Annotated in this window: 26 protein-coding genes; 23 read left to right on the top strand and 3 right to left on the bottom strand. The window is 69.6% G+C overall.

From position 1 onward, the window contains the following. Positions 1-6 precede the first annotated feature (6 nt). From argS to thrB, 5 genes are read left to right on the top strand one after another with little or no spacing between them, the layout of a single operon-like run. Positions 7-1659, top strand: coding sequence for an arginine--tRNA ligase (gene argS / locus AC3DE3_RS02445; RefSeq protein ID WP_488368833.1), 1653 nt, complete (start codon positions 7-9; stop codon positions 1657-1659). Further along, positions 1656-3074 carry a diaminopimelate decarboxylase gene (gene lysA / locus AC3DE3_RS02440; protein ID WP_260487821.1) on the top strand — a complete coding sequence of 473 codons (1419 nt, stop codon included), beginning with the start codon at positions 1656-1658 and terminating at the stop codon, positions 3072-3074. The genes argS and lysA overlap by 4 nt, the downstream gene beginning before the upstream one ends. Continuing rightward, positions 3071-4423, top strand: coding sequence for a homoserine dehydrogenase (locus tag AC3DE3_RS02435; protein WP_260487820.1), 1353 nt, complete (start codon positions 3071-3073; stop codon positions 4421-4423). The genes lysA and AC3DE3_RS02435 overlap by 4 nt, the downstream gene beginning before the upstream one ends. After that, positions 4420-5502, top strand: a complete 1083-nt coding sequence (thrC, locus tag AC3DE3_RS02430) for a threonine synthase (RefSeq protein ID WP_260487819.1) — start codon at positions 4420-4422, stop codon at positions 5500-5502. The genes AC3DE3_RS02435 and thrC overlap by 4 nt, the downstream gene beginning before the upstream one ends. After that, complete coding sequence (gene thrB, locus AC3DE3_RS02425; protein WP_260487818.1) at positions 5499-6461, top strand: homoserine kinase; 963 nt, start codon at positions 5499-5501, stop codon at positions 6459-6461. The genes thrC and thrB overlap by 4 nt, the downstream gene beginning before the upstream one ends. A gap of 97 nt (positions 6462-6558) precedes the next feature. On the opposite strand, the gene AC3DE3_RS02420 is transcribed toward thrB, so the two are convergent. Beyond that, positions 6559-8220 carry an AMP-binding protein gene (locus AC3DE3_RS02420; protein ID WP_260487817.1) on the bottom strand — a complete coding sequence of 554 codons (1662 nt, stop codon included), beginning with the start codon at positions 8218-8220 and terminating at the stop codon, positions 6559-6561. A 436-nt stretch (positions 8221-8656) separates the two neighbouring features. Between AC3DE3_RS02420 and rho the strand changes: the two genes are divergently transcribed. The 17 genes from rho (at position 8657) to AC3DE3_RS02335 (ending at position 23981) form a co-directional block, all read left to right on the top strand. Continuing rightward, positions 8657-10687, top strand: a complete 2031-nt coding sequence (gene rho / locus AC3DE3_RS02415) for a transcription termination factor Rho (RefSeq protein WP_488368832.1) — start codon at positions 8657-8659, stop codon at positions 10685-10687. Next, on the top strand, positions 10684-11769 hold the full coding sequence (prfA, locus tag AC3DE3_RS02410) for a peptide chain release factor 1 (RefSeq protein ID WP_488368831.1): 1086 nt from the start codon (positions 10684-10686) through the stop codon (positions 11767-11769). The genes rho and prfA overlap by 4 nt, the downstream gene beginning before the upstream one ends. Positions 11770-11772: 3 nt before the next feature. Then, positions 11773-12765, top strand: coding sequence for a peptide chain release factor N(5)-glutamine methyltransferase (prmC, locus tag AC3DE3_RS02405; protein WP_488368830.1), 993 nt, complete (start codon positions 11773-11775; stop codon positions 12763-12765). Further along, positions 12762-13415, top strand: a complete 654-nt coding sequence (locus AC3DE3_RS02400; RefSeq protein ID WP_260487813.1) for an L-threonylcarbamoyladenylate synthase — start codon at positions 12762-12764, stop codon at positions 13413-13415. Before prmC ends, AC3DE3_RS02400 begins: the two co-directional genes overlap by 4 nt. A gap of 3 nt (positions 13416-13418) precedes the next feature. Next, positions 13419-14579, top strand: a complete 1161-nt coding sequence (locus AC3DE3_RS02395) for a glycosyltransferase family 4 protein (protein ID WP_488368829.1) — start codon at positions 13419-13421, stop codon at positions 14577-14579. A gap of 10 nt (positions 14580-14589) precedes the next feature. Further along, positions 14590-15036 (top strand): Cg1360 family ATP-synthase-associated protein, encoded by a 447-nt coding sequence (locus AC3DE3_RS02390; protein WP_260487811.1) that lies wholly within the window; start codon positions 14590-14592, stop codon positions 15034-15036. A 209-nt stretch (positions 15037-15245) separates the two neighbouring features. Then, positions 15246-16031, top strand: coding sequence for a F0F1 ATP synthase subunit A (gene atpB, locus AC3DE3_RS02385; protein WP_260487810.1), 786 nt, complete (start codon positions 15246-15248; stop codon positions 16029-16031). 101 nt (positions 16032-16132) lie between these two features. Beyond that, positions 16133-16372, top strand: coding sequence for an ATP synthase F0 subunit C (locus tag AC3DE3_RS02380; RefSeq protein WP_106386252.1), 240 nt, complete (start codon positions 16133-16135; stop codon positions 16370-16372). A gap of 31 nt (positions 16373-16403) precedes the next feature. Then, entirely contained in the window at positions 16404-16976 is a 573-nt protein-coding gene (locus AC3DE3_RS02375) for a F0F1 ATP synthase subunit B (protein WP_132060949.1), read from the top strand. A 14-nt stretch (positions 16977-16990) separates the two neighbouring features. Beyond that, the gene (locus tag AC3DE3_RS02370; RefSeq protein ID WP_488368828.1) at positions 16991-17809 is read left to right on the top strand and encodes a F0F1 ATP synthase subunit delta; all 819 of its coding nucleotides are present in this window, start codon (positions 16991-16993) and stop codon (positions 17807-17809) included. Positions 17810-17914: 105 nt separating this feature from the next. Next, the gene (gene atpA, locus AC3DE3_RS02365) at positions 17915-19555 is read left to right on the top strand and encodes a F0F1 ATP synthase subunit alpha (protein ID WP_488368827.1); all 1641 of its coding nucleotides are present in this window, start codon (positions 17915-17917) and stop codon (positions 19553-19555) included. A 55-nt stretch (positions 19556-19610) separates the two neighbouring features. Continuing rightward, a complete protein-coding gene (locus AC3DE3_RS02360) occupies positions 19611-20597 on the top strand; it encodes a F0F1 ATP synthase subunit gamma (protein WP_260487807.1) in 987 nt (328 codons plus the stop codon). 3 nt (positions 20598-20600) lie between these two features. Beyond that, a complete protein-coding gene (atpD, locus tag AC3DE3_RS02355) occupies positions 20601-22049 on the top strand; it encodes a F0F1 ATP synthase subunit beta (RefSeq protein ID WP_132060961.1) in 1449 nt (482 codons plus the stop codon). Between the two features lie 9 nt (positions 22050-22058). After that, positions 22059-22430 carry a F0F1 ATP synthase subunit epsilon gene (locus AC3DE3_RS02350; protein WP_259822485.1) on the top strand — a complete coding sequence of 124 codons (372 nt, stop codon included), beginning with the start codon at positions 22059-22061 and terminating at the stop codon, positions 22428-22430. Positions 22431-22478: 48 nt separating this feature from the next. Beyond that, entirely contained in the window at positions 22479-22937 is a 459-nt protein-coding gene (locus AC3DE3_RS02345; RefSeq protein WP_259822487.1) for a DUF2550 domain-containing protein, read from the top strand. 46 nt (positions 22938-22983) lie between these two features. Then, positions 22984-23664, top strand: a complete 681-nt coding sequence (nucS, locus tag AC3DE3_RS02340) for an endonuclease NucS (protein WP_260487806.1) — start codon at positions 22984-22986, stop codon at positions 23662-23664. A gap of 14 nt (positions 23665-23678) precedes the next feature. Further along, positions 23679-23981: an ATP/GTP-binding protein gene (locus AC3DE3_RS02335; RefSeq protein WP_488368826.1), complete on the top strand. Its 303-nt coding sequence runs from the start codon at positions 23679-23681 to the stop codon at positions 23979-23981. On the opposite strand, the gene AC3DE3_RS02330 is transcribed toward AC3DE3_RS02335, so the two are convergent. Both AC3DE3_RS02330 and mce read right to left on the bottom strand, forming a co-directional pair. Then, positions 23962-24840, bottom strand: coding sequence for a hypothetical protein (locus tag AC3DE3_RS02330; RefSeq protein WP_260487804.1), 879 nt, complete (start codon positions 24838-24840; stop codon positions 23962-23964). The two genes, AC3DE3_RS02335 and AC3DE3_RS02330, sit on opposite strands and share 20 nt — an antisense overlap. 35 nt (positions 24841-24875) lie before the next feature. Beyond that, positions 24876-25346 (bottom strand): methylmalonyl-CoA epimerase, encoded by a 471-nt coding sequence (gene mce, locus AC3DE3_RS02325; RefSeq protein ID WP_260487803.1) that lies wholly within the window; start codon positions 25344-25346, stop codon positions 24876-24878. A 76-nt stretch (positions 25347-25422) separates the two neighbouring features. Between mce and AC3DE3_RS02320 the strand changes: the two genes are divergently transcribed. Beyond that, entirely contained in the window at positions 25423-26622 is a 1200-nt protein-coding gene (locus AC3DE3_RS02320) for an acetyl-CoA C-acetyltransferase (protein WP_260487802.1), read from the top strand. Positions 26623-26641 lie beyond the last annotated feature (19 nt).

The raw sequence follows: 26641 nt of genomic DNA, 5'->3' as shown, positions 1-26641 counted from the left end.
GAAGACGTGACTCCCGCCGATCTCGCCGCCGTTATCCGCGCAGCCCTCATCTCCGTTCTCGCCGAGCGCGGGGCCGACACGTCGGTCGTTCCGGAGACGGTGACGGTCGAGCGGCCCCGCAACCCCGAACACGGGGACTACGCGACGAATGTCGCCCTCCAGTTGGCGAAGAAGGTCGGATCGGCGCCCCGGGATCTGGCGCAGGACCTCGCGACCGCGTTGGTACAGGACCCGGGCGTCGCGTCGGCCGAGATCGCCGGACCGGGGTTCCTCAACATCCGTCTCGACTCGGGAGCGCAGGGCTCGCTCGTCGCGACCGTGCTCGACAAGGGCGAGGAGTACGGCAACGGTGACGCCATGGCCGGGCGTCGGGTGAACCTGGAGTTCGTGTCGGCCAACCCCACCGGGCCCATCCACCTCGGCGGGACCCGTTGGGCCGCGGTCGGTGACGCACTGGGCCGTGTGCTCGAAGCCTCGGGTGCAGCGGTCACACGTGAGTACTACTTCAACGACCACGGCGCCCAGATCGATCGGTTCAGCCGGTCGCTGGCGGCGGCCGCCCGTGGGGAGGCGACCCCCGAGGACGGGTACGCCGGTGCGTATATCCAGGACATCGCGTCGACCGTGCTCGCCGAGCACCCGGACGTGCTCGAGAAGCCGGATGCAGAGGCCCTGGAGACGTTCCGTGCCACGGGCGTGGACCTGATGTTCACCCACATCAAGAATTCGCTCGCCGAGTTCGGGACCGTCTTCGACGTCTACACCCACGAGAACTCGATGTTCACCTCCGGCGCGGTGGACCGGGCGATCGAGACGCTCAAGGGCAACGGGAACCTGTATGAATCCGATGGTGCCTGGTGGCTCCGGTCCACCGACTTCGGGGACGACAAGGACCGCGTCGTGCTCAAGTCCGATGGCGATGCGGCGTATATCGCCGGCGACATCGCCTATTTCCTCGACAAGCGCGAGCGTGGCTTCGACCTGTGCATCTACATGCTGGGTGCGGACCACCACGGGTACATCGCCCGACTCAAGGCGGCGGCGGCCGCCTTGGGCGACGACCCCGCGACGATCGAGGTCCTCATCGGGCAGATGGTCAACCTCGTGCGGGACGGGGCCCCGGTCAAGATGAGCAAGCGGGCCGGGACCGTCATCACGCTCGACGACCTCGTCGACGCGATCGGGGTCGACGCAGCGCGGTATGCGTTGATCAGGTCCTCGGTCGACCAGACGATGGACATCGACCTGGCGCTGTGGACGTCCGCGACCAACGACAACCCCGTCTTCTACGTGCAGTACGCCCACGCCCGCCTCTGCTCCCTGGCGCGCAACGCCGCAGATCTGGGGGTCACGACCGAGGGTGCGGACCTCGCGCTGCTCACCGAGGACCGGGAGGGTGCGCTCATCCGCACCATCGGCGAGTTCCCCCGGGTCGTCGCCAGTGCGGCCGACCTTCGTGAGCCCCACCGCGTCGCGCGGTACCTCGAGGAACTGGCCGCCGCCTACCACCGGTTCTACGACACCTGCCGGGTCCTGCCGATGGGTGACGAGGAACCGGGGCCCCTGCACGCCGCCCGGCTCGCGCTGAGCTCTGCCACCAGGCAGACGCTCGCCAACGGTCTGCGCCTGATCGGCGTCACCGCGCCGGAGAAGATGTGAGCGCCCACCCCGCCGGGGCCCGCCACGAGGTCCCGCACGCGCCGGGAATCGGCGAGCGACCCGCTGACGCGGACGACATCATGGCGCTGGCACCGGCCGTGTGGCCGCGCGGCTCCGAACGCCGCCACGACGGCGTCGTGGAGTTCGCGGGTGTGACCGCGAGCGATCTCGCCGCGGATTTCGGAACTCCGCTATTCGTCATCGACGAGGACGATTTCCGGTCCCGCTGCCGCGAGATGGCGGAGGCGTTCGGCGGTGCGGACCGGGTCCACTACGCGTCCAAGGCGTTCCTGAGCATGGAGACCGCTCGGTGGGTCGCCGAAGAAGGGCTGGGGCTGGATGTCGCCTCGGGCGGCGAGCTCGCGATAGCGCTGAAGGCGGGGTTCCCGCCGGAGCGGATCACCGTCCACGGCAACAACAAGTCGACGGACGAGTTGCGACTCGCCGTGCGCAGCGGCGTCGCCCACGTGGTGATCGACGCGATGTCGGAGATCGGGTTGCTCGATCGGATCGCCGGCGAGGAGGGCGTCGTACAGGACGTCTTCATCCGGGTCACGGTGGGCGTCGAGGCACACACCCACGAGTTCATCGCGACCGCCCACGAGGACCAGAAGTTCGGCTTCTCGTTGGCGGGAGGCGCGGCGATGCAGGCCGTGCGCGCGGTGTTCGATGCGCCGAACATCCGGCTGACCGGGCTGCACAGCCACATCGGGTCGCAGATCTTCGACATCGACGGGTTCGAGCTCGCGGCCCGACGGGTGATCGGTCTCCTGCGCGACATCGTCGACGAGTTCGGTACCGAGCGGACCGCCCAGCTCGACCACCTCGATCTGGGCGGTGGCCTCGGCATCAGCTACGTCTCCTCGGATGACCCGCCGCCGGTGTCCCAGTTGGCGGCGTCCCTGCGGGAGATCGTCGAGGGGTTCGCCAGGGACGCGGGACTCGATCCGCCGACGCTGGTGGTCGAGCCCGGTCGCGCGATCGCCGGTCCGGGGACGATCACGCTCTACGAGGTGGGCGTGGTCAAGGACGTGCAGCTCGCGGGCGGGGAGAGCCGTCGTTACATCAGTGTGGACGGCGGGATGAGCGACAACATCCGCACCGCCCTGTACGACGCCGTCTACGACGCTCGACTCGTGAGCCGATCCTCGGCCGCAGACCCGGTGGTGGCGAGGCTCGTGGGTAAGCACTGTGAGAGCGGCGACGTGGTGGTTCGCGACCTGTGGATGCCGGAGGACACCGGAGCCGGCGACCTCGTGGCCGTCGCGGCCACGGGTGCGTACTGCTACTCGATGTCGAGTCGGTACAACATGATCGGACGACCCGCCGTCGTGGCGGTGCGCGACGGGCGGGCACGATTGGTGCTACGTCGTGAGACCCTTGACGATCTGACGAGCCTGGAGGTGGGACAGTGAGCGACGCAACCGCGTCAGGCGTGCGACCCGTGGGGGTGGCGGTGCTCGGTATGGGCACCGTCGGCACCGAGGTCATCCGCTACATGACCGAGAACGCCGACGCACTGGCGGCCCGCATCGGCGCGCCCCTCGTCCTGCGTGGTGTGGCGGTCCGCGACCTGGGCAAGGACCGCGGGGTCGACCCGGACCTGCTGACCGCCGATCCGTCATCACTGGTCACCCGCGACGACGTCGATGTCGTCGTCGAACTCATGGGGGGCATCGACGTCCCGCGTCCCCTCCTGCTCGAGGCGCTGCGCCACGGCAAGTCCGTGGTCACCGCCAACAAGGCGTTGCTGGCGGAGTACACGGACGAGCTCGCGGCGATGGCCGACTCGACGAACACCGACCTGTACTTCGAGGCGGCGGTGGCCGGTGCGATCCCGGTCATCGGACCGTTGCGCAGGTCGATGGCCGGCGACCAGGTGGAGCGGGTCCTGGGGATCGTCAACGGGACCACCAACTACATCCTGTCGGAGATGGGGTCGACCGGCGCCGACTATTCGGAGACCCTGGCGGAGGCCTCCCGTCTCGGATACGCCGAGGCGGATCCGACAGCGGACGTGGAGGGCTACGACGCCGCCGCGAAGGCCGCGATCCTCGCCTCGATCGCGTTCCACAGCCGCGTGACGGCCGGGGACGTCTACCGCGAGGGCATCTCGCGGATCTCGCCGGACGACTTCGAGTCCGCCCGCGACATGGACTGCACGATCAAGCTGCTCGCGATCTGCGAGAAGCTGACCCAGTCCGACGGCTCCGAGGCCGTCTCCGCGCGCGTGTACCCGGCGCTACTGCCCAACAGTCATCCGCTGGCCACGGTGAACGGCGCGTTCAACGCGGTCGTCGTCGAGGCGGAGGCCGCCGGCCGGCTCATGTTCTACGGGCAGGGCGCGGGCGGTGCCCCTACCGCGTCCGCGGTCCTGGGCGACATGGTCGCCGCCGCCCGCAACAAGGTCGGTGCCGGCCGCGCCCCGGGGGAGTCCACGTACGCGGCCCTGCCGGTGGCGTCGATGGACGAGATCTCCACGCGATACCACGTCCGCATGCGGGTCGCCGACAAGCCCGGCGTGCTCGCCCTGGTCGCAGCCGAGTTCTCGCGGCACGGCGTCTCGATCGCCCAGGTCCGACAGACCGAGGTCGAGGTGCCGGAGACCGGGTTCGACGACGTCGAGCCGTCGGCAGAACTCACGGTCCTGACCCACCGGGCGTCCGAGCGCGCACTCGCCGACACCGTGGCCGCGTTGTCGGACCAGGACGCCGTCACGGCCATCACCAGCGTCATCCGTCTCGAGGGAGTGGACACCGAATGAGCAACACCCACCAGCCCGTGCACACCCGGTGGCCCGGCCTCATCGAGGCCTACCGCGATCGTCTCCCGATCGGCTCCGACTGGGAGCCGGTGACGCTCTACGAGGGCGGCACCCCGCTCATCCGCGCGACGTACCTCTCCGAGGTCACCGGGTGCGAGGTGTACCTCAAGGTCGAGGGCCTCAACCCGACCGGGTCGTTCAAGGACCGCGGTATGACGATGGCCGTGACGGACGCGAAGGCGCGTGGTCAGAAGGCCGTGCTCTGCGCCTCCACGGGCAACACGTCCGCGTCGGCCGCCGCGTACGCCACGCGTGCCGGGATGGGCTGTGCGGTGCTGATCCCGCAGGGCAAGATCGCCGCCGGCAAGCTCGCGCAGGCCGTGATGCACGGGGCGACCATCATCCAGGTCGACGGTAACTTCGACGACTGCCTGGAGCTGGCTCGCAAGACCACCGCCACCTATGCCGAGATCGGGCTGGTCAACTCGGTCAACCCGGTCCGGATCGAGGGTCAGAAGACCGCGGCGTTCGAGATCGTGGACGTCCTCGGCCGCGCGCCCGACCTGCACTTCCTGCCGGTGGGCAACGCGGGCAACATCACCGCGTACTGGAAGGGCTACACCGAGTATCACGCCGACGGAGTCATCTCGGCGCGCCCACGGATGATGGGCGTGCAGGCCGCAGGCGCCGCGCCGCTGGTCGACGGTGCCCCCGTCAAGAACCCCGAGACCATCGCCACCGCCATCCGGATCGGCGCCCCGGCGTCGTGGGACGGCGCCGTGACCGCCCGCGACGAGTCCGGTGGGACGTTCCGCAAGCGCACCGACGAGCAGATCCTCGAGGCCTACCGGATCGTCGCGGGCAAGGACGCCGTCTACGTCGAGCCTGCCTCCGCGGCCTCGGTGGCCGGACTGCTCGACGCGCATGCCGGCGGCGAGCTCGAAGCGGGGCAGACCATCGTGTGCACCGTGACAGGCAACGGTCTGAAGGACCCGGACACCGCGCTGCTCGGCATGCCCGAGGTCGAGGCCATCCCCGTGGACCCGTCGGCTGTCGCCGGCGCGCTCGGCCTGGAATGAGCGACGTGAACGGACCCGGCCCGGAGGTCTTCGGTAGCTCGGGTGGCCGCATCCTGCCGGTCGGTCGGACCGTCACGATCGAGGTTCCGGCGTCCAGCGCGAACCTCGGCCCCGGTTTCGACGCGTTGGGAGTCGCCCTGGGGCTGTACGACTCGGTCACGGTGACCACCATCGACTCCGGTCTCGAGCTGGAGGTGTCGGGCGAGGGCGCCGGTCAGGTGCCCGAGGATGCCTCGCACCTGGTCGCCAAGGCCGTCGAGGCCGGCCTGCGCGCCGGCGGGGTCGGGGTGCCGGGCGTCCGGATCTCGTGTCGGAACGCCATCCCGCACTCGCGGGGTCTCGGGTCGTCGGCCTCCGCCGCGGTCGGGGGACTGGTCGCCGCGAACGGGCTGATGGGCGGCGTGTTGACCGACGAGCACCTGGTCCAGCTGTCGAGCGAGTTCGAGGGGCACCCGGACAACGCCGCGGCCAGTGTCCTCGGTGGGGTCGTGGTCTCGTGGACGGAGCGTTCCGCCACCGGCGTGCACTACCGTGCGGTCCGGATGGAGGTCGATCCCTCGATCGTCGCGACCGTGCTCGTGCCGTCGGAGACGTCCTCCACCGCCCAGACCCGCGGTCTGCTCCCGGCCACGGTTCCGCACGAGGACGCGGCCTTCAACGCCAGTCGTGCTGCGCTCATGTCGGTCGCGCTGGCGGCCCACCCGGAGTTCCTCCTGGCGGCGACCGAGGACCGGCTCCACCAGTCCTATCGGGCCCCCGCGCTGGTCGCGACCACCGAGTGGGTGACCCGACTGCGCGAGAGGGGCCTCGCCGCGACGGTCTCCGGCGCCGGCCCGACCGTGCTGGTGCTGGGAACCGACGGGTTGCCGGCGGATCTGCGTGCGGACGCCGAGAATCAGGGCTGGACGGTGCTGGACCTGCAGATCGCGGACGGTGCCCGGGTCGTGGCCGCCGACTGATCACCGGACCGACCGGTCACCCGACCGACTGATCACCGGACCGACCGGTCGCCGGACCGACCGGTACTGCGTCCGGCCCGCACCCTGCCGCGGGGGTTCAGTCCGGCGCCGCCGGGGCGATCGTCGTGACCTCGTACCCCCCGGCGGCATGGCTCGCCCGGATCCTGATCTTGTCGAATTTGCCCACCGTGGTCTGCGGGATGCTGTCGACGAAGGCCCAGTGATCCGGGCGTTTCCAGTTCTCGATGATGCCGTCCAGCCCCTCCCAGAGGGAGCGGGCCGTCGCGGTGGCACCGGTCTTGAGCTGGACCAGGACGAGTGGGCGGTTCCCCCAGCGTTGGTCGGGTACGCCCACGACGGCCACCTCGGCCACGCGGTCGTCGAGGAGCACCGCGTGTTCCAGTTCTATGGTGGAGATCAGTTCTCCGCCGGAGGCGATGATGTCGTCCACCCGGTCCACCACGTCGAGGTAGCCCTTGGGGGAGATGCTGGCGACATCACCGGTACGTAGCCAGCCGTCGACGAACCTGTCGGAGGCCTCGTTCCCGAGGTACCGGGCGGTCACCCACGGGCCGCGGATCTGGAGTTCGCCGACGGACCACCCGTCGCTGGGCTGGACCCGGCCGCCGTCGACGATGCGTGCCTTCACCCCGGCGGGGAACCGTCCCTGCCCGAGGATCTGCGAGCGTCGGCGGGTCGCCGAGGAGTGGGGGTCGGGGCGGGCGAACGTCGCGATGGGGCTGGATTCGGTGAGTCCGTAGGCCTGCATGATGGTGACCCCGTGACGCTCGACGAACGCGTCGAACAGGGCCTCGGGAACGGGGGAGCCGCCGACGAGGATCTCGCCGAGATGGCCGATCGGCTGCGGGTGGGTCTCCAGCCGCCGGAGGAGTCGTTGGAGGGTCGCCGGCGTGGTGGCCATCTTGTTCGGCCGGAACTCGCGGAGGAGGTCGGCCATGTCATGCCCTGTGTTGATCACCCGACCCGGGCGGGGCCGGGCGGTGATGAGGCCGGCGCCGGTCATGAAGGCGGCGTACGGCAGTCCCCAGGACATGACGTGATACATCGGGACGGTCGTCAGGACGGTGTCGCCACTGCGCAGGGCGGCGCTCTCGGCCATGGACATCTGCATCGAGTGGAGCCAGATGGACCTGTGGGTGTAGGCCACGCCCTTGGAGGCGCCCGTGGTGCCGGAGGTGTAGGCGATCGCGGCGGCGGAGCGTTCGTCGAGGTCGGGCCACGGGTAGGTGGTGGGCTGGCCGTCGAGGAGGGCCTCGAGGGCGTGGACCTCCGCGCCGACGTCACCGCAGTCGGTGGGTATCCGACTGTCGACGACGACGAGGTGGCGCAGCGACTCGACCTGTGCGGCCACCGGGAGGACCGCGGGGAGCAGTTCGGGGTCCACGAGGACGACTCCGACCCGGTTGTCCCTCAGGACGGAGACCATGAACTCCACCGATCGGAGGACGTTCACCGGGAGGGCCACGGCGCCCATCGAGGGGAGGGTGAACATCGCCTCGACGACCTCGGTACGACTGCCGGAGAGGATCCCCACCACATCACCGGGCCGAACCCCGAGGTCGGTGAGCGCGTTCGCGGTCGCGGCCGCACGTGAGGCCACGACGTCGTACCTGACCGGGCGGGGTTCCATGTCACCGACGAACCCGGTGACAGTGGAGCCGCCGTGGCGTTCCGCCGCGTGCTCGAGGATCCGGGACACGAGCAGTGGCGTGTCCAGCATCGTTCCGAACACGGTCACCTCCGGGGTCGAGTGGCCCTTGCCGTGGGCTTCACGTTACCGCCCGCGGACGGCGGAGTGAGACCGGAGTCGGGACTCGCGGGAGGGGGAGCTGCGCGCGATCGGCCGACGGGTAGTATGCTTGCACTCAGCCACGGGCGCCCGGTCGTCCCAGCATCCCGAGTCATTCCACGCACTACCCTCCGCAGTCGGTCGGTATCGCGCGGACGGACCTCGGTGGGAGCGGTCGAACGGCGAGTGGCGCACCAGGGATCCTCATCATCGAGCGGTTCTCCCCCTCTTGAGGATCCCCCTCAGACGAAAGATCCGTGTCCGGCCACGTCGCCGCCACGGAAGGCCCCAGCGGCCACCCCGGGACGCCGAGTCCGCTTCCCGGACACCTGCTCGATGCGAGGCGGAGTACACCGCCCCGGCCCCGGGCCCAGAAAGGATCCCCGTGACCTCGACGGACACCACTTCCACGCCAGCACAGGGTGCCTCGCTGTCTGCGATGCGCCTGACCGATCTCAAGTCGCTGGCACAGCAGATGGGCCTCAAGGGCCTGTCGGGTAAGCGCAAGGGCGACCTCGTCGCGATGATCGAGGGTGCCCGCGGCGGGCGTCCCGCCCAGACCCGCGAGTCCGCCCCGAAGAACGAGCCCGCCCCGAAGGCCGAGCCCGCCCCGAAGGCCGACTCTCCGAAGGCCGACCCCCGGAGAGCAGAGTCCGAGGCCGCCTCGAATGACCCCTTCGCACGGCCCGACGCCGATGCCGACACCCAGCAGGGTCGGTCCGGCAGGCGGGACCGCGGCGCCCGGGCGGACGGGGGTGCCGAGAACCCACAGGGTGGATCCGACGACTCCGACTCCGGCCGCTCCGGTGGCGACGATCGCTCGCGGGACGATGGTCGCGGTCAGGGTGACCGGAAGCGCGACGAGGGAAACCGCGGTGGCGGGCAGCGTCAGGGGCGCAATCAGCAGAACCGGGACCAGCAGGGCGGACGTAACCGCGACCAACAGGGTGGCGGACGCAACGACCAGGGCAACCAGGGTGGCAACCGGGACCAGCAGGGCAACCGCGACCAGCAGGGTGGCGGTCGCAACGATCAGGGCAACCGCGACCAGCAGGGTCGCGCCCGCAACGACCAGTCCGACCAGGGCGGGGACAACGGTCCCCGCGACGACGGTTCCAACCGTGACGACGACGGCGGGGGCCGCGGTCGTCGCAGCCGTCGCCGCCGCGAACGCAATCGTGGTGGGGGACGCCCGGTCGAGGGCGAGACCGAGGTGCGGGAGGACGACGTCCTCCAGCCGGTCGCTGGCATCCTCGACGTGCTGGACAACTACGCGTTCGTCCGCACGTCCGGTTACCTCGCCGGGTCGAACGACGTCTACGTGTCCATGAACATGATCCGTCGGCACGGTCTGCGCCGCGGTGACGCCGTCACCGGCGCGGTCAAGATGCCGCGCGACGGCCAGAGCGAGGGCCAGGGTGGCGGAGGCCAGGGTGGCGGGCAGGGCGGCAAGAACCGCCAGAAGTTCAACCCGCTGGTCCGCATCGACTCCGTCAACGGTGGGCCGGTCGACCAGGTCCGCAATCGACCGGACTTTTCCAAGCTGACCCCGCTGTACCCCAATCAGCGGCTGCGGCTCGAGACGGAGAAGAACATCATCTCCACCCGCGTGATCGACCTGATCATGCCGATCGGTAAGGGTCAGCGCGCGCTCATCGTGTCGCCGCCCAAGGCCGGTAAGACGACGATCCTGCAGAACATCGCCAACGCGATCGCGATCAACAACCCGGAATGCCACCTCATGGTCGTCCTCGTCGACGAGCGACCGGAGGAGGTCACCGACATGCAGCGGTCGGTGAAGGGCGAGGTCATCGCGTCGACCTTCGACCGTCCGCCGTCAGATCACACGCAGGTCGCCGAACTGGCGATCGAGCGGGCCAAGCGCCTGGTGGAGATGGGGCAGGACGTCGTCGTCCTCCTCGACTCGATCACGCGTCTCGGCCGCGCGTACAACAACTCCTCTGCCGCCTCCGGCCGCATCCTCTCGGGCGGTGTCGACTCCACGGCGCTGTACCCGCCCAAGCGGTTCCTGGGTGCGGCGCGCAACATCGAGAACGGCGGGTCGCTCACGATCATCGCCACGGCGATGGTGGAGACCGGCTCGGCCGGTGACACGGTGATCTTCGAGGAGTTCAAGGGCACCGGCAACGCCGAGCTGAAGCTGGACCGCCGGATCGCCGAGCGACGCGTCTTCCCCGCCGTCGACGTGGGCCCGTCCGGCACCCGCAAGGAGGAGCTGCTCATGAGCCCCGAGGAGGCGGGCATCATGCACAAGCTCCGTCGGGTGCTCTCGGGTCTGGATTCGCACCAGGCCATCGACCTGCTCATGTCGCAGTTGCGTAAGACCAACACCAACTACGAGTTCCTGCTGCAGGTGGCCAAGACGACGCCCACCCTGCCGCAGGACGAGGAGTGAGCGGGGCCGAGGGGCGATCGCCGTCCTCCGTCGACGACGTCCTGGCCGAGTACGACGGGCTCGAGGCGCAGCTGTCGGACCCGGCCCTGCACGAGGACGCCTCCGCCGCCCGGCGGGTGGGCAAGCGTTTCGCCGAGCTCACGCCGATCGTGCAGTGTCACCGCGCGCTGGTGACCACGCGCGATGACGCCGCCGCCGCACGGGAACTGTCGGACGAGGACTCCTCGTTCGCCCGCGAGGCCGAGCGTCTGGAGACCGAGGCCGCCGAACTCGAGACGAGACTGGCCGACCTGCTCGCGCCCCGAGACCCCCATGACGCCGACGACGTGGTCATGGAGATCAAGTCGGGGGAGGGCGGGGAGGAGTCCGCGCTGTTCGCCGCCGACCTGGCCCGCATGTACACGCGGTACGCGGAGAAGCACGGGTGGGTCGTGGAGGTGCTCGGCCTGACCGAGTCCGACCTCGGCGGCTACAAGGACGCCTCCTTCTCCATCCGCGCCCGCCAGCCGTCGCGGGACGGCGTGTGGTCGCGACTCAAGTTCGAGGGCGGGGTGCACCGGGTACAGAGAGTGCCGGTGACCGAATCGCAGGGCCGGGTCCACACCTCGGCCGCCGGCGTGCTCGTCTTCCCGGAGCCGGAGGACGTGGGGCCGGTCGAGATCGACGAGTCCGATCTGCGTATCGACGTCTACCGTTCGTCGGGTAAGGGCGGGCAGGGCGTCAACACCACCGACTCGGCGGTGCGGATCACCCATCTCCCGACCGGCACGGTCGTCACGTGTCAGAACGAGCGCAGTCAGTTGCAGAACAAGCAGCGCGCGCTCCAGGTGCTCGCGGCGCGGCTCCAGGCCGCCGCCGAGGAGACCGCCAACGCCGAGGCGTCCGAGGGGAGGGCCACCCAGGTCCGCACGGTCGACCGCTCGGAGCGCATCCGCACGTACAACTTCCCCGAGAACCGGATCGCCGACCACCGGGTGGGTTTCAAGGCGCACAACCTCGACGCCGTTCTGGACGGGGACCTCGACGCGGTGCTCGACGCCCTCGCGGCCGAGGAGCGACGCCGCCGCATGGAACAGGCCTAGGCCGTGGACCCCCACCCGGGCCGGGTGACCGGGGTCGTGCGCCGGGCCGCGCAGACACTCGCCGCGGCGGGCGTGGACTCGGCACACGCCGAGGCGCAGCTCATCTGCGCCCACGTGCTCGGCATCGAGCGCCACCGGCTCATGCTCGCCGACGACCTCGACGCCGCCGCGAGGGGCGAGGTCGAGCGGATCGTCGCCGCCCGGGTCCGCGACCGCACCCCGCTGCAGTACCTGCTCGGCCGCGCGGTCTCCGGCCGGCTCGAGCTGGCCGTGGGGCCGGGGGTGTTCATCCCGCGGCCGGAGACCGAGCTGCTGGTCGAGTGGACGCTCGCGACCCTGCCCGCGCCGGGCTCCGTCCCCGGCCCGCTCGTGGTGGACCTCTGCGCGGGCAGCGGCACCCTGGCGTTGGAGATCGCCCACGCCCGGCCCGACGCCCGGGTGCACGCGGTCGAACTGCACGAGGCCGCGCTGGAGTGGCTGCGCCGCAACGCCGCCGAGCGCGCCGCCGCAGGGGACACCCCGATCGAGGTCCACCACGCCGACGCCACCGACCCCGACGCTCTCGGGCACCTGGGCGGACGCGTCGCGGCCGTGGTGTCCAACCCGCCGTACATCCCGGTCACCGACGACCTCCCCACGGACGTCCTCGCGCACGAGCCGGCCACCGCGTTGTTCGGGGGACGGGACGGCCTCGTCGTCGTCACCCCCCTCGTCGACGTGGCCGCCACCCTCCTCGCACCGGGAGGGCACCTCGCCGTCGAGCACGACGACACCACCGGCGCCGCGGTCGCCGCGGTCGTGTCCGCGCAGGGGGCCTTCGGTACCGTGGAGCAGCACACCGACCTCGCCGGCCGACCGCGGTTCGTCACCGCGATGCGACTCGACGCGGCTCGCGAGGACAGGGCCGACAACGAGCCCGACGACAACGAACCAGACGACGACGAACCCGACGACGACGAGGTCGTCACGACCGCCCGGAAGGGGATCACCCGGTGACCATCACCTACGACTGCACCGAGGACACCGGCCGCGAGGTCGGCCTCAGTTCCGCGGCCGGCGCCCTGCGCGCGGGCCGGCTGGTCGTGACCCCCACCGACACGCTCTACGGCATCGCCGCCGACGCCTTCGACCCTGACGCGGTCACGCTCCTGCTGTCCGCCAAGCGCCGCGGCCGCGACATGCCGGTTCCGGTCCTGGTGGGTTCGTGGGAGACCATCGACGGACTGGTGGTCAGCACCCCGGCCGCCGCCCGCGACCTCATCCGGGCCTTCTGGCCGGGCGGGCTCAGCCTCATCGTCCACCAGGCGCCGTCCCTGGGCTGGGACCTCGGCCACACCCGCGGCACAGTCATGCTCCGTATGCCGCTGCACCCCGTGGCCATCGAGCTCCTCCGCGACGTCGGTCCGCTCGCGGTGTCCAGCGCCAACGTCTCCGGGCAGCCGCCGGCGACCACAGTCGCCCAGGCCCGCGAGCAGCTCGGCGACTCGGTGGCCGTGTATCTCGACGGCGGTCCCTGCGCAATCGGGCAGCCCTCCACGATCGTCGACCTCACCGGACCCGGTCCCCGCATCGTGCGCGAGGGCGCGGTGACCGCAGAGCGCGTCGGCGAGGTCCTCGGCGTCGACCCCGCGGCCCTGCGCGGCTGAGCCGTGGGCGTCGGGATCCCGTTCCGGGAGCTCCTGCTCATCGCGGTCACCGCCGGGCTGGTCACCTTCGTCGTCACCGGGCTGGTCAGGGGAGTGGCGCCCGCCATCGGTGGGCTCGCGTACCCGCGCGAGCGCGATGTGCACAGCGTCCCCACCCCCCGGCTCGGCGGGGTGGGGATCTTCACCGGGATGCTCGTCGCCATCTACCTCGCCGCCCAGCTCCCGGCCCTGAACAGGGCCTTCCCGCCCTTCGCGCCCGACGTCGAGGCGACCATCATCGCCGGCGGTGTGATCGTGCTGGTGGGGATCGTCGACGACATCCTCGGACTCGGAGCGGTCACCAAGCTCGCGGGTCAGGCCGCCGCCGCCGGAGTGCTGGTGGCCATGGGGGTGTCCTGGACCCTGCTGTACATCCCGTTCGGTGACGGCAACATCCTCGTCCTCGACCAACTCCAGGCGGGACTGCTCACCGTGGTGTTCACGCTGACGATCGTCAACGCGTTGAACTTCGTGGACGGACTCGACGGACTCGCCGCCGGACTCGGGGCGATCGCGGCGACCGCGATCTGCGTGTTCTCCGTGGGCATCATGATCGACCAGGGCGGCACGGTCGGTGCCTATCCACCCGCGCTCGTCACGGCGGTGCTCGCCGGGGCCCTCCTCGGGTTCCTGCCCCACAACTTCCAACCCGCGCGGATCTTCATGGGTGATTCCGGGTCGATGCTCATCGGTCTGGTCCTCGCGGCGGCCTCGACCAGCGCGTCCGGAAAGATCTCGCAGAGCCTCTACGGGCCGCAGGACATGATCGTCCTGCTCTCGCCGGTGATCGTGGTGGCGGCCGCGATGTTCGTGCCCATGCTCGATCTGGTGATGGCCGTGGTGCGTCGGCTCGGCGCGGGCCGCAGCCCGTTCGCGCCCGACAAGATGCACCTGCACCACCGACTGCTCGCGCTGGGGCATTCCCACCGGCGCGTCGCGCTGGTCATCTACGCGTGGGTCTCGCTCATCGCGTTCGGCGCGGTCGGGGCGACGATGCTGCCCACCGAGGTGGTCGTCCCGCTGGTCGCGGCAGGTCTGATCTCGGTTCTCACCGCGACGCTGGTGCCCCGGTTGCGCAGCGCGCGGACCGATGACCGCGTGGGGGACGACAACCCGCCCCGCTAGGCTGCACGGCATGACAGACACCCCCACGTCCCCAGAGCAGCCCGCCGAGAGTCCCCACACCACCGCCCTGCGGAAGGCCGTCAGGCTCGGCACCGCGGCCCTGGTGGTGCTCGCCGTGGTCAGCGCGGCCGGGTGGACCCTCGTCGACGGCACACCGGGTCTCTGGGGCGCGCTCATGGGGGCGGGTATCGGCGGCGCGTTCGTCCTCACCACGGCGATCGTCGTGATCGCCACGGCTCACTCCGCGCCGCAGACCACCGCGGCGGTCCTGCTGGGGACCTGGCTGCTCAAGCTCGTGGTGGCGATCGGTGTGGTCGCCGTGCTCGACCGCTTCGACTTCTACTCGAGGCCGGCCTTCGCCGTCACGATCATCGCCGCACTCATCGTGGTGCTGGCGGGGGAGACGTGGGCCATCCTCAAGACCCGCGCGCCGTACGTCGAACCGACCGTCCCCTGAGCAGTCCCCCGGTGACGCCGCGCCGAGACCGAGGTGTTATTCTCTTCCACGGTGAGACGAGCACGTCACCGGGCTGCCACGTGGCCTGACGACGTTCGCGCGCTGACCCGACCCGGCCGCGAACTCCGGGCCGCTCGTACCGAACGCGCTGGGGCGCCCGTCGCCCGACACGACCAGGGGAGAACACACTGAGTACCACGCTTCTGGCCTTGAAAGGCGAGTTCCATCCCCCGAACATCGACAAGGAGTTCTTCCCGGCCCAGCAGTGGCTGACGGACTTCGCAGGCGGTGCCTTCACCCTCGACCGGCTCATGATCGTCCGCCTGCTCATGGCGGTCGTGCTGCTGACCTTCTTCGCGATCGCCATGCGCAATCCGAAGCTGGTTCCGCGCGGGGTCCAGAACGTCGCGGAGATCTGCCTCGACTTCGTCCGGGTGCATATCGCGGAGGAGATCCTCGGTAAGGATCAGGGACGTCGCTTCCTCCCGATCATCGCCACGATCTTCTTCGCGGTGGTGGCGATGAACCTCCCGGCCATCATCCCGGGCCTCAACATCTCCCCGAACGCCCGGATCGGTTTCCCGCTGGTCCTCGCACTCCTGGGATACGTGACCTTCATCTACGCCGGTTCCAAGCGCTATGGCTTCGCCCGGTTCATCAAGGCGAGCGTCGTCATCCCCAACCTCCCGCCGGCCCTGCACCTGTTGGTCGTGCCGATCGAGTTGGTCTCGACGTTCATCCTGCGCCCCGCCACGCTGACGATCCGTCTCATGGCCAACATGCTCGCGGGTCACCTGATCCTCGTGCTGCTCTTCAGTGCGACGAACTTCTTCTTCTGGCAGCTCAACGGCTGGACCCTGCTGTCCGTCGGAGTCTCCGCGCTGTCGATCGCGTTCACGCTGTTCGAGCTGCTGGTGATCTTCCTGCAGGCGTACATCTTCGCCCTGCTGGTCGCCGTCTACATCGACAGTGCGCTCCACGCGGAGAACCACTAAGAACCCGGGCCGTCAGGCCTGACCCGACCACCTGTCAATCAGACAACCCACGTCCGACCGGAGCGGAACCACCCGCGCCGGCCATCTGAAAGGGAAACCCCATGGACATCGTCACTCTCGCCCAGGCCACCGAGCAGACCGTCACCGGCTACGGCGCGATCGGCTACGGCCTCGCCGCCATCGGCCCCGGCATCGGCATCGGCATCCTCGTCGGTAAGACCGTCGAGGGCATGGCCCGTCAGCCCGAGATGGCCGGCACCCTCCGTACCACGATGTTCCTCGGCATCGCCTTCACCGAGGCGCTCGCCCTGATCGGTATCGTCGCCGGCTTCCTGTTCTGATCGCGACACACCGACCTCTTAGGGACGCACCATGAACAACGTCATCGCCTTCTTGGCGGCCGAGGGGGAGTCGCTCCCCCTGGAGGAAAGCCCCAACCCGCTCATTCCTCCGCTGTATGACATCGTCTGGTCGCTCATCCCGCTCGCCGTCATCCTCTGGCTCTTCTGGAAGTTCATCCTTCCGAAGTTCCAGCAGGTTCTCGATGAGCGAGAGGAGCGAATCGAGGGTGGTCTGCGTCGTGCCGAGCAGACCCAGGCCGAGGCGAAGGAGGAGCTCGCCAAGTACAAGGCGCAGCTCGCCGAGGCGCGCAGCGAAGCGGCCAAGATCCGCGACGACGCGCGAGCCCAGGGTCAGCAGATCCTCGCCGACATGAAGGCCGAGGCCCAGTCCGAGAGCGACCGTATCGTCGCCGCCGGCAACCAGCAGCTCTCGGCCCAGCGCCAGCAGATCATCGCGGAGCTGCGCACGGATCTCGGTCGGCAGTCCGTCGACCTGGCCGAGCGGCTCATGGGTGAGCAGCTGTCGGATTCGGTCCGCCGTTCCGGCACCATCGACCGCTTTCTGGCAGACCTCGACCGGGTCCCCGGCGCGGGCAAGAACTAAGGGAAGTGGAGTCCATGCACGCAGCGAGTCGCGATGCGCTCGACCAGACCCGTGACGATCTGAAGTCCGCACTGGCCTCGAACCCGGCCGGCGGTGCCACCGGTGCCAAGGTGGGCCAGGAACTCTTCCAGGTCGTCGACGTCCTCGAGGACAACCGGTCACTGCGGGTCGCCGTGGCCGACACCTCGGCCTCGGTGGAGGCCCGGCAGGATCTGGTCCGCGGGGTGTTCGGGTGGAAGGTCGACCAGGCCACACTCGACCTCCTGCTCGCTGCGGTCGCCCGGGACTGGTCCAATCCGCGCGAACTGCGGCAGGGCCTGATCCTGCTGGGTCGCGAGGCCCTCATGCGTTCCGCGGAGGAACAGGGTCAGCTCCAGACCGTTGAGGACGAGCTGTTCCGGCTCGGCCGCATCATCGCCGGCGACGCCGAGTTCGAGCAGACCCTGGCCGACCGGACCGCGGACACGGGCGCCAAGCGGGCCCTCCTCGCCCAGGTGCTCTACGGCAAGGTCACCGCGGTGACCGAGGCGCTGGCCTCCCAGGCCGTCGCGCGGCCCGTCGGAATGCCCGCGGACGACATCATGGAGATCTCGCGGCAGGCCGCTGAACTCCGTGGCCGCACCGTGGCCGTGGTGACCAGTGCCGAGTCGCTCTCCGAGCAGCAGGCCGGCGATCTCCGCGACCGACTCGCGTCGATCTACGGACGAGAGATCGCCATCCACAACGACGTCGATCCCGCCCTCCTGGGAGGGGCAGTCGTCCGCGTGGGCGACGAGATCATCGACGGCAGCGTGGCGGGACGGCTCGACGCGATGCGTCGAACCCTCCGCTGACCGGCTGGTCCGGCACAAGACGAGCTGCGACTCGGCCGTATCCCAGCGGTAGTGGCTCACGCAATAACCCATAAAGCACATCCCGACTTTGAGAGCAGGAATGACATGGCGGAGTTGACGATCTCCTCCGATGAGATCCGCAGCGCGATTGCGAACTACACCTCGACTGTTTCGACCGACGCGACCAAGGAAGAGGTCGGCCTCGTCGTCGACACCAGTGATGGTATCGCGCACATCAGTGGCCTCCCCTCGGCGATGGCGAACGAGTTGTTGGAGTTCCCCGGCGGCATCCTCGGTGTGGCACTGAACCTCGAAGACCGCGAGATCGGCGCCGTCATCCTCGGTAACTTCGAGGAAATCGCCCAGGGCCAGGAGGTCCGCCGCACCGGTGACGTCCTCTCGGTCCCGGTCGGAGACGGCTTCCTCGGACGCGTCGTCAACCCGCTGGGTCAGCCGATCGACGGCCTCGGCGACATCGAGTCGGAAGGTACCCGCGCCCTCGAGCTGCAGGCCCCCTCCGTCCTCGAGCGCCAGCCGGTCGAGGAGCCGATGCAGACCGGTATCAAGGCGATCGACGCCATGACGCCGATCGGTCGCGGCCAGCGCCAGCTCATCATCGGTGACCGCAAGACCGGCAAGACCGCGGTCTGCATCGACGCCATCCTCAACCAGAAGGCCAACTGGGAGTCGGGCGACAAGACCAAGCAGCTGCGGTGCATCTACGTGGCCATCGGTCAGAAGGGCTCCACCATCGCGGGCGTCAAGGCGACCCTCGAGGAGCACGGCGCGATGGAGTACACCACCATCGTGGCGGCCCCGGCCTCCGACTCCGCCGGCTTCAAGTGGCTCGCGCCGTTCACCGGCTCGGCCATCGGCCAGCACTGGATGTACGACGGTGCCCACGTTCTCGTGGTGTTCGACGACCTGTCCAAGCAGGCCGACGCCTACCGCGCCATCTCGCTCCTCCTGCGCCGCCCGCCGGGCCGCGAGGCCTACCCGGGTGACGTCTTCTACCTCCACTCCCGTCTGCTGGAGCGGTGTGCCAAGCTCTCGGACGAGATGGGCGGCGGCTCGCTGACCGGTCTGCCGATCATCGAGACGAAGGCCAACGACGTCTCGGCCTTCATCCCCACCAACGTCATTTCCATCACCGACGGTCAGGTCTTCCTCGAGTCCGACCTGTTCAACCGGGGTGTCCGCCCCGCGGTCAACGTCGGTATCTCCGTCTCCCGAGTCGGTGGCGCCGCCCAGACCAAGGGCATGAAGAAGGTCTCCGGTTCGCTGCGTCTCGACCTGGCCGCCTACCGCGACCTCGAGTCCTTCGCGACCTTCGCCTCCGACCTCGACGCCGCCTCCAAGGCCCAGCTCGAGCGCGGCCAGCGTCTGGTGGAGATCCTCAAGCAGGACCAGAACTCGCCGGTGGCCGTCGAGGACCAGATCGTGTCGATCTACCTCGCGGGCGAGGGCTTCTACGACTCCGTTCCGGTGGAGGACGTCCGCCGGTTCGAGACCGAGCTGCTCGAGCACCTGCACCACTCGGCCTCGGACGTCTACTCGCAGATCGACGGTGGTGGCGCGCTCTCGGACGAGTCCAAGTCGACCCTCGAGGCCAAGACCAACGAGTTCAAGGAGGGCTTCCAGACCACCGACGGCTCCAGCGTGGTCAACGAGCCCGAGGCCGAGGCGCTCTCCGAGGACGAGATCGACCGGGAGACCCTCACGGTCACCAAGAAGAAGAAGGCCTGAGGCCTCGAGATGACAGCCATCCGATACTCGGGCGAGAGGAGCGTGATCTGAGACCATGGCGAATTTGCGTGAACTGCGCGACCGGATCAAGTCGGTCAACTCGACCAAGAAGATCACCAAGGCCCAGGAGCTGATCGCGACGTCGCAGATCTCCAAGGCCCAGGCACGGGTCGCGGCGGCCAAGCCCTTCGCGGACCAGATCACGGCGATCCTGACCGACCTCGCGAGTGCGTCGTCGATCCAGCACCGCATGCTCAACGAGCCGGAGGACGCCAAGCGTTCCGCCGTGCTCGTGGTGACGTCCGACCGCGGTATGGCCGGCGGATACAACCACAACGTCCTCAAGGAGGCGTCCGAGCTCATCGCGTACCTCGAGGGTGAGGGCCGCGAGGTCGACATCTACGTCCTGGGCAACAAGGGCATCGTGTACTACACGTTCCGCGAGATCGCCCTCGCCGGGTCGTGGCACGGGCACTCCCAGAAGCCCGTCTACCAGGAGGCTCGACCGGCGTTCCAGCTCTTGTCGACCGCCTTCGCGGTCGGCGGGGACGGGACGTTCGACGCCGCGGAGTTCCTCGGCGAGAACCACGAGGGGGACACCACCCGCAAGGGCGTGGACGAGGTGCACATCGTTTACACCCAGTTCGTCTCGATGCTCACCCAGACCCCGCGGGCGCGTCGTCTCGCCCCGATCGAGACGCAGGTCGAGATCGAGGAGCTGGATCTCGGCGAGGACCTGCTCGACACGACGAAGACGGACTTCAAGCCCGAGGTCTCCTTCGAGCCCGACGCGGACACCCTGCTCGACAACCTCCTCCCGAGGTACATGTCGACACGGGCTTTCGCGGCGCTGCTCGAGTCAGCGGCATCGGAGTCGGCGGCACGTCGTACCGCGATGAAGTCCGCCACGGACAACGCGACCGAACTGGTCGAGGGCCTCAGCCGTGAGGCCAACCAGGCACGTCAGGCACAGATCACCCAGGAAATCAGCGAGATCGTCGGCGGCGCCGGTGCGCTCGCCGCGAGCGCAGGAAGTGACTAGACAATGACCACAGCTGTAACCGATCAGAGCACGACGGGCACGGCCGGTCTCACCGGCCGGGTCTCCCGTGTCCTGGGTGCGGTCGTCGACGTGGAGTTCCCGCGCGGCGCCCTCCCGGCCCTCTACAACGCCCTCACGGCCGAGATCTCCCTCGCGGCCGTCGCCAAGACGGTGACCTTCGAGGTCGCCCAGCACCTCGGCGACAACATGGTGCGCTGCATCTCGATGCAGTCCACCGACGGACTCGTCCGTGGTGCCGAGGTCGTCGACTCCGGCAAGCCGATCTCGGTGCCGGTCGGCGACGTCGTCAAGGGCCACGTCTTCAACGCCCTCGGCGACTGCCTCGACGCCCCGGGAACCGGCCGCGACGGCGAGCAGTGGGGTATCCACCGCGAGCCGCCGGCCTTCGACCAGCTCGAGGGCAAGACCGAGATCCTCGAGACCGGTGTGAAGGTCATCGACCTGCTGACCCCGTACGTCAAGGGCGGCAAGATCGGCCTGTTCGGTGGTGCCGGTGTCGGCAAGACCGTGCTCATCCAGGAGATGATCACCCGTATCGCACGCGAGTTCTCCGGCACGTCGGTGTTCGCCGGCGTCGGTGAGCGCACGCGTGAGGGCACCGACCTCTTCCTCGAGATGGAGGAGATGGGCGTGCTCCAGGACACCGCGCTGGTGTTCGGTCAGATGGACGAGCCGCCGGGGACGCGTATGCGCGTCGCGCTGTCGGCCCTCACGATGGCCGAGTACTTCCGCGACGTGCAGGGCCAGGACGTCCTGCTGTTCATCGACAACATCTTCCGTTTCACCCAGGCCGGTTCCGAGGTCTCGACGCTGCTCGGCCGTATGCCGTCCGCCGTCGGTTACCAGCCGACCCTGGCTGACGAAATGGGCCAGCTGCAGGAGCGGATCACGTCGACCCGTGGCCGTTCGATCACCTCGCTGCAGGCGATCTACGTTCCCGCCGACGACTACACCGACCCGGCACCGGCGACCACCTTCGCGCACCTCGACGCCACCACGGAGCTCTCGCGCTCCATCGCGTCGAAGGGCATCTACCCGGCCGTCGACCCGCTCACCTCGACCTCGCGGATCCTCGAGCCCGGCATCGTCGGCGAGGAGCACTACCGCGTCGCGCAGGAAGTCATCCGGATCCTTCAGAAGTACAAGGAGCTCCAGGACATCATCGCGATCCTCGGTATGGACGAGCTGTCCGAGGAGGACAAGGTCACCGTTCAGCGCGCCCGTCGTCTCGAGCGCTTCCTGGGCCAGAACTTCCTCGTCGCCGAGAAGTTCACCGGCCAGGTCGGCTCGGTCGTCCCGCTGTCCGAGACCATCGAGGCCTTCGACAAGCTGGTCAAGGGCGAGCTCGACCACCTGCCCGAGCAGGCGTTCAACGGTATCGGCGGTCTGGACGACGTCGAGAAGGCCGCCAAGAAGCTCTCGGGGAAGTGACCGTAGACAATGGCTGACATCGAAGTCGAGTTCGTCACGGTCGAGCGCCGCTTCTGGTCCGGGACCGCGACGATGGTGGTCGCGAAGACCACCGAGGGCGAGATCGGTATCCAGGCCGGGCACGAGCCGTTGCTCGGAGAACTGGACGCCGGTGGCACCGTGACGGTCTACACCGACGAGGGCAAGAAGGTCGCCGCGGTACAGGGCGGCTTCCTCTCGGTGACCGCGAACAAGGTCAGTATCCTGGGTGAGGCGGCGGAGTGGTCGGATGCCATCGACCGTGCCGCAGCCGAGCGGGCACTGTCCGAGGCCGGCGATGACGCCGCCGCCGCGGCCACCGCCCGCGGCCGTCTTCGCGCCGTCGAGAAGGCCGGCGCCTAGTACGACCACGGTCCGTCCGTCACACACGGCCGCGGCCGCCGGAAGGGGATGAGCAGATTGACGGCTCCCATCGAGATCATTCTCGGTGTCGTCATCCTGCTCGTCCTCGTCCCGGTGGTCGCGGCCGTCGTGTATCGACTGGTCGTCGTTCGTCGCAACTCCACATCGGTTCTCGTCCGTCGGGCCGGTGAGGACGCGTGGGGATACGGCGCTGTCCGATATTCCGACACCGAGGTCGCCTTCTACCGTCTGATGAGCGTGAAGTTCGGGGCGGACGTGCGCCTGGACAGGCGGACCCTCGTCCTCGGCCCGCGGCGGCAGCCCACCGGCCCCGAGCTCGACGTGGCCGAGGAGGGTGAGATGATCGTCACCTTCTCGGGGCAGGATCGGCGCGGGCGCCCGGTCGAGGGTGAACTGTGCGTGGCGCCCGCCAAACTGACCGGGATGCTCGCGTGGGTGGAGGCATGCTCCACCGAGCAGATCCGTCCCCGTCGTCCCCACCGCTGACTCCTCGCCACGCGTCCGAGTGCGGCGCCCTACCCAGGAGGAACCGTTGCGACTCGTCGTTGCCACGTGTCAGGTCGACTACGTGGGTCGCCTGACCGCGCACCTGCCGTTGGCCCCACGGCTGCTGCTCGTCAAGGCTGACGGGTCGGTGAGCGTCCACGCCGACGACCGCGCCTACAAACCGCTCAACTGGATGACACCGCCCTGTTCGCTGACCGAGCAGGACCATCCCGAGAATCCGGATCATCGACTGTGGGTCGTGGAGAACAAGGCGGGGGAGCAGCTGCGGATCACCGTCGCCGAGGTCCACCACGATTCCCACCATGAGCTGGGCGTGGACCCGGGGCTCGTCAAGGACGGCGTCGAGGCGCATCTGCAGGAGCTGCTGGCCGAGCACATCGAGACACTCGGTCGGGGGTACACACTGGTGCGCCGGGAGTACATGACGGCGATCGGACCGGTGGACATACTCGGACGGGACGCGGACGGGACGACCGTGGCGGTGGAGATCAAGCGCCGCGGCGAGATCGACGGTGTCGAGCAGCTCACCCGCTATTTGGAGCTGCTCAACCGCGATCCGCTGCTCGCGCCGGTCAGTGGCGTCTTCGCCGCCCAGATCATCAAGCCGCAGGCGAGGACTCTCGCCGAGGACCGCGGGATCCGTTGCGTGACCCTGGATTACGACTCGCTGCGCGGGATCGAGTCCACGGACCTCCGGCTCTTCTGACCACCGACCGCCTCGTGCCCAGACGACACCGACGCGGCGACGCGGACCGGCCGCTACCCGGGCGCGACGGTCTCGGCGGAGGGGCGCTCGAGTCCGGGCCATCCGGTGACCCCGACATGTACCGCGTCCGTCGGATACCCGGGTCCCGTGCAGGTAAGGACTACCGGTGTCCGGGGTGTGATCACGTCGTGTCGGCCGGTACCGCGCATGTCGTGGCGTGGCCGGATCGGCCGCGCGGGGACGAGGAACGCCGCCACTGGCACTCCGGTTGTTGGTCCGGTCGCGGCCGGCGTGGTCTCACTCGGCGATGGAGCTGAGGTCCGGTTCCTCGGGCAGGTCGTACTGACCGCCCCTGCGGCGCCCGGGGACCGGTTCGAGCGTCGCCCGGATGGCGGCGAGCTCGTCGAGTACCCGCTCCCGGAGGGTCCGCAGTTCGTCCGCGTGCTCCCGGGCCACGGAGATGATCCGATCGGCCCTGGCGTGGGCGGCGTCGACGATCCGACCCGCTTCCCGCTCCGCCTCGCGGCGCAGTGACGCCGCCGCCGCCTCCGAAGCGTCGTGCCGTTCCGCCTCGTCGCGCAGCGCCTCACTCCGGCGTCGGTCCGAGGCGAGTCGGTGGTCGTCGTCGATCTGCTGGCGGCGGCGTGCGGCCTCGTCGTCCAGCCGGCGGGCCTCGCGTTCCGCGGCGAGGACGATCTCCCGGGCCCGGGCCCTGGCCGCGGTGAGGACGGTGGTGTGCTCGGCGCGGACCGACTCCGCCCTGCCGCGGGCCTCGGCCAACTCGGTTGCCGCCGCCTCCCGCAGGCGCCACGCCTCTTCCTCGGCCTCCGTGCGGATGCGGTCGGCGACGGTATGGGCGGAGTCGCGGATGGACTCGGCCTCCGCGGTGGCCAGGGACAGCATCGTCGACAATCGGTCCGACATCTGTTCACTGGTGACGGGGGTACGGCCGAGTTCGACGATCCTGGCCTCGAGTTCGGCCACCCGTCGGCGTGACCGGTCGGCGTCCGCCGCGGCCCGGTCGGCCCGGTCGACGGCGGCGTCCCGGTCGGCGCGCAGCAGATCCGTCTCGGTCTCGAGACGGCTGAGGGCGCTCATCACCTGCTCACGGTCAAAACCCTTGCGCACCACCGCGAAAGCCTCCGTGGTGGTGGGTGACGTGTGCATGCTCGACATGGCCCCCACCCTAGCGGCGGGGGCCGACCGGGCGACTAGTGATGTCCGTCCGCGGGCTCGACGAGCTCGAGGAGCACACCGCCCGCGTCCTTCGGATGGACGAAGTTGATGCGCGAGTCCGCGGTGCCCCTCTTGGGCGCCGGGTAGAGAACCCGGACTCCGCGGCCGGTGAGGTGAGCGGTGATCGCATCGATGTCGGTCACCCGGACGGCCATCTGCTGGATGCCGGGACCGTTCCGGTCGATGAACTTCGCGATGGTGGAGGACTCGTCCAAGGGGGCGAGGACCTGGAGCAGGGCGCTGCCCTCGGGGCGACCGGGGGAGCCGAGCATCGCTTCGCGCACCCCCTGCTCCTCGTTGACCTCCTCGTGGAGGTTCTCCATACCCAGGTTGTCGCGGTACCAGGCCACGGCGGCGTCGAAGTCGGGAACCGCGACACCGACGTGGTCGATCGCCACGACGAGCTCGGAGGGCAGTAGGGGCTGGCCTGCTGGGGTAGTGGTCATACCTGCCACGCTAGTCGGTCGCCTCTCGCGGTAGTTTGGCGAGTACAGTCTCATCCCCTCCACCGGAAGGTGTCCCATGACCGCCGACCCCACCCGCACCGTCATCGTCTCCGGGGCCCGCACCCCGTTCGGCCGCCTGCAGGGCGGACTGTCGTCCCTCTCCGCCCCCGAGTTGGGCGGCATCGCCATCAGCGCCGCGCTCGAGCGCGGAGGCGTCTCGCCGGAGGCCGTCGACCAGGTGATCATGGGGCAGGTTCTCTCCGCCGGCAACGGCCAGATGCCCGCGCGCCAGGCCTCGCTCGCCGCCGGTCTGCCCAAGCGTGTCGACGCATTGAGCATCAACAAGATGTGCCTGTCCGGACTGACGGCGATCGCCCTGGCCGATCAGGCGATCCGCTCCGGTTACTCCGAGGTCGTCGTGGCCGGCGGTCAGGAGTCGATGTCCCAGGCTCCCCACCTGCTCCCCAAGAGCCGTGCCGGGTACAAGTACGGATCGATCGAGGTGCTCGATCACATGGCGTACGACGGCCTGCACGACGTCCCGACCGACCAGCCGATGGGTGCGCTCACCGAGGCCCGCAACGTCGAGCTGGAGATCACCCGCGAGCACCAGGACGAGTTCGCGGCGATCTCCCACCAGCGCGCCGCCGCGGCCGCGAAGGAGGGCCGGTTCGCCGACGAGATCGTGCCGGTCACGGTCAAGGGCCGCAAGGGTGACACGGTCGTGGACACCGACGAGGGCGTGCGTGCCGACTCGACCCCCGAGTCGATGGGCAAGCTCCGTCCCGCGTTCGCCAAGGACGGCACCATCACGGCCGGTTCCTCGTCGCAGATCTCCGACGGCGCCTCCGCGGTCATCGTGACCTCCGCTGCCCGCGCCGAGGCCGAGGGGTGGCCCGTGCTCGCCGAGATCGTCGGCTACGGCACCGTCGCGGGCCCGGACTCGACCCTGCAGCACCAGCCCGCCGACGCGGTGCTGGACGCGTGCAAGCGGGCGGGCGTGGAGGTCTCCGACATCGACCTGTTCGAGTTCAACGAGGCCTTCGCCTCGGTCGGCCTGCACTCGACCCGCATGCTCGGCCTGAGCTCCGACAAGGTCAACGTCAACGGCGGTGCCATCTCGCTCGGTCACCCGATCGGGGTCTCCGGAAACCGCGTCGTGCTCACCCTCGCCCTCGAACTCGCCCGCCGCGGCGGAGGGCTCGGCGCGGCCGCGCTGTGCGGTGGCGGCGGCCAGGGTGACGCCCTGATCATCCGGGTGCCCGCGGCCGGCTGACACCCCCACGCGCCCGCCG

The sequence above is a fragment of the Dietzia sp. IBK-p2-16D genome (assembly GCF_057773085.1).
Note: the sequence above shows the minus strand (reverse complement) of the source record. Positions and strands in the feature narration are given on the sequence as shown.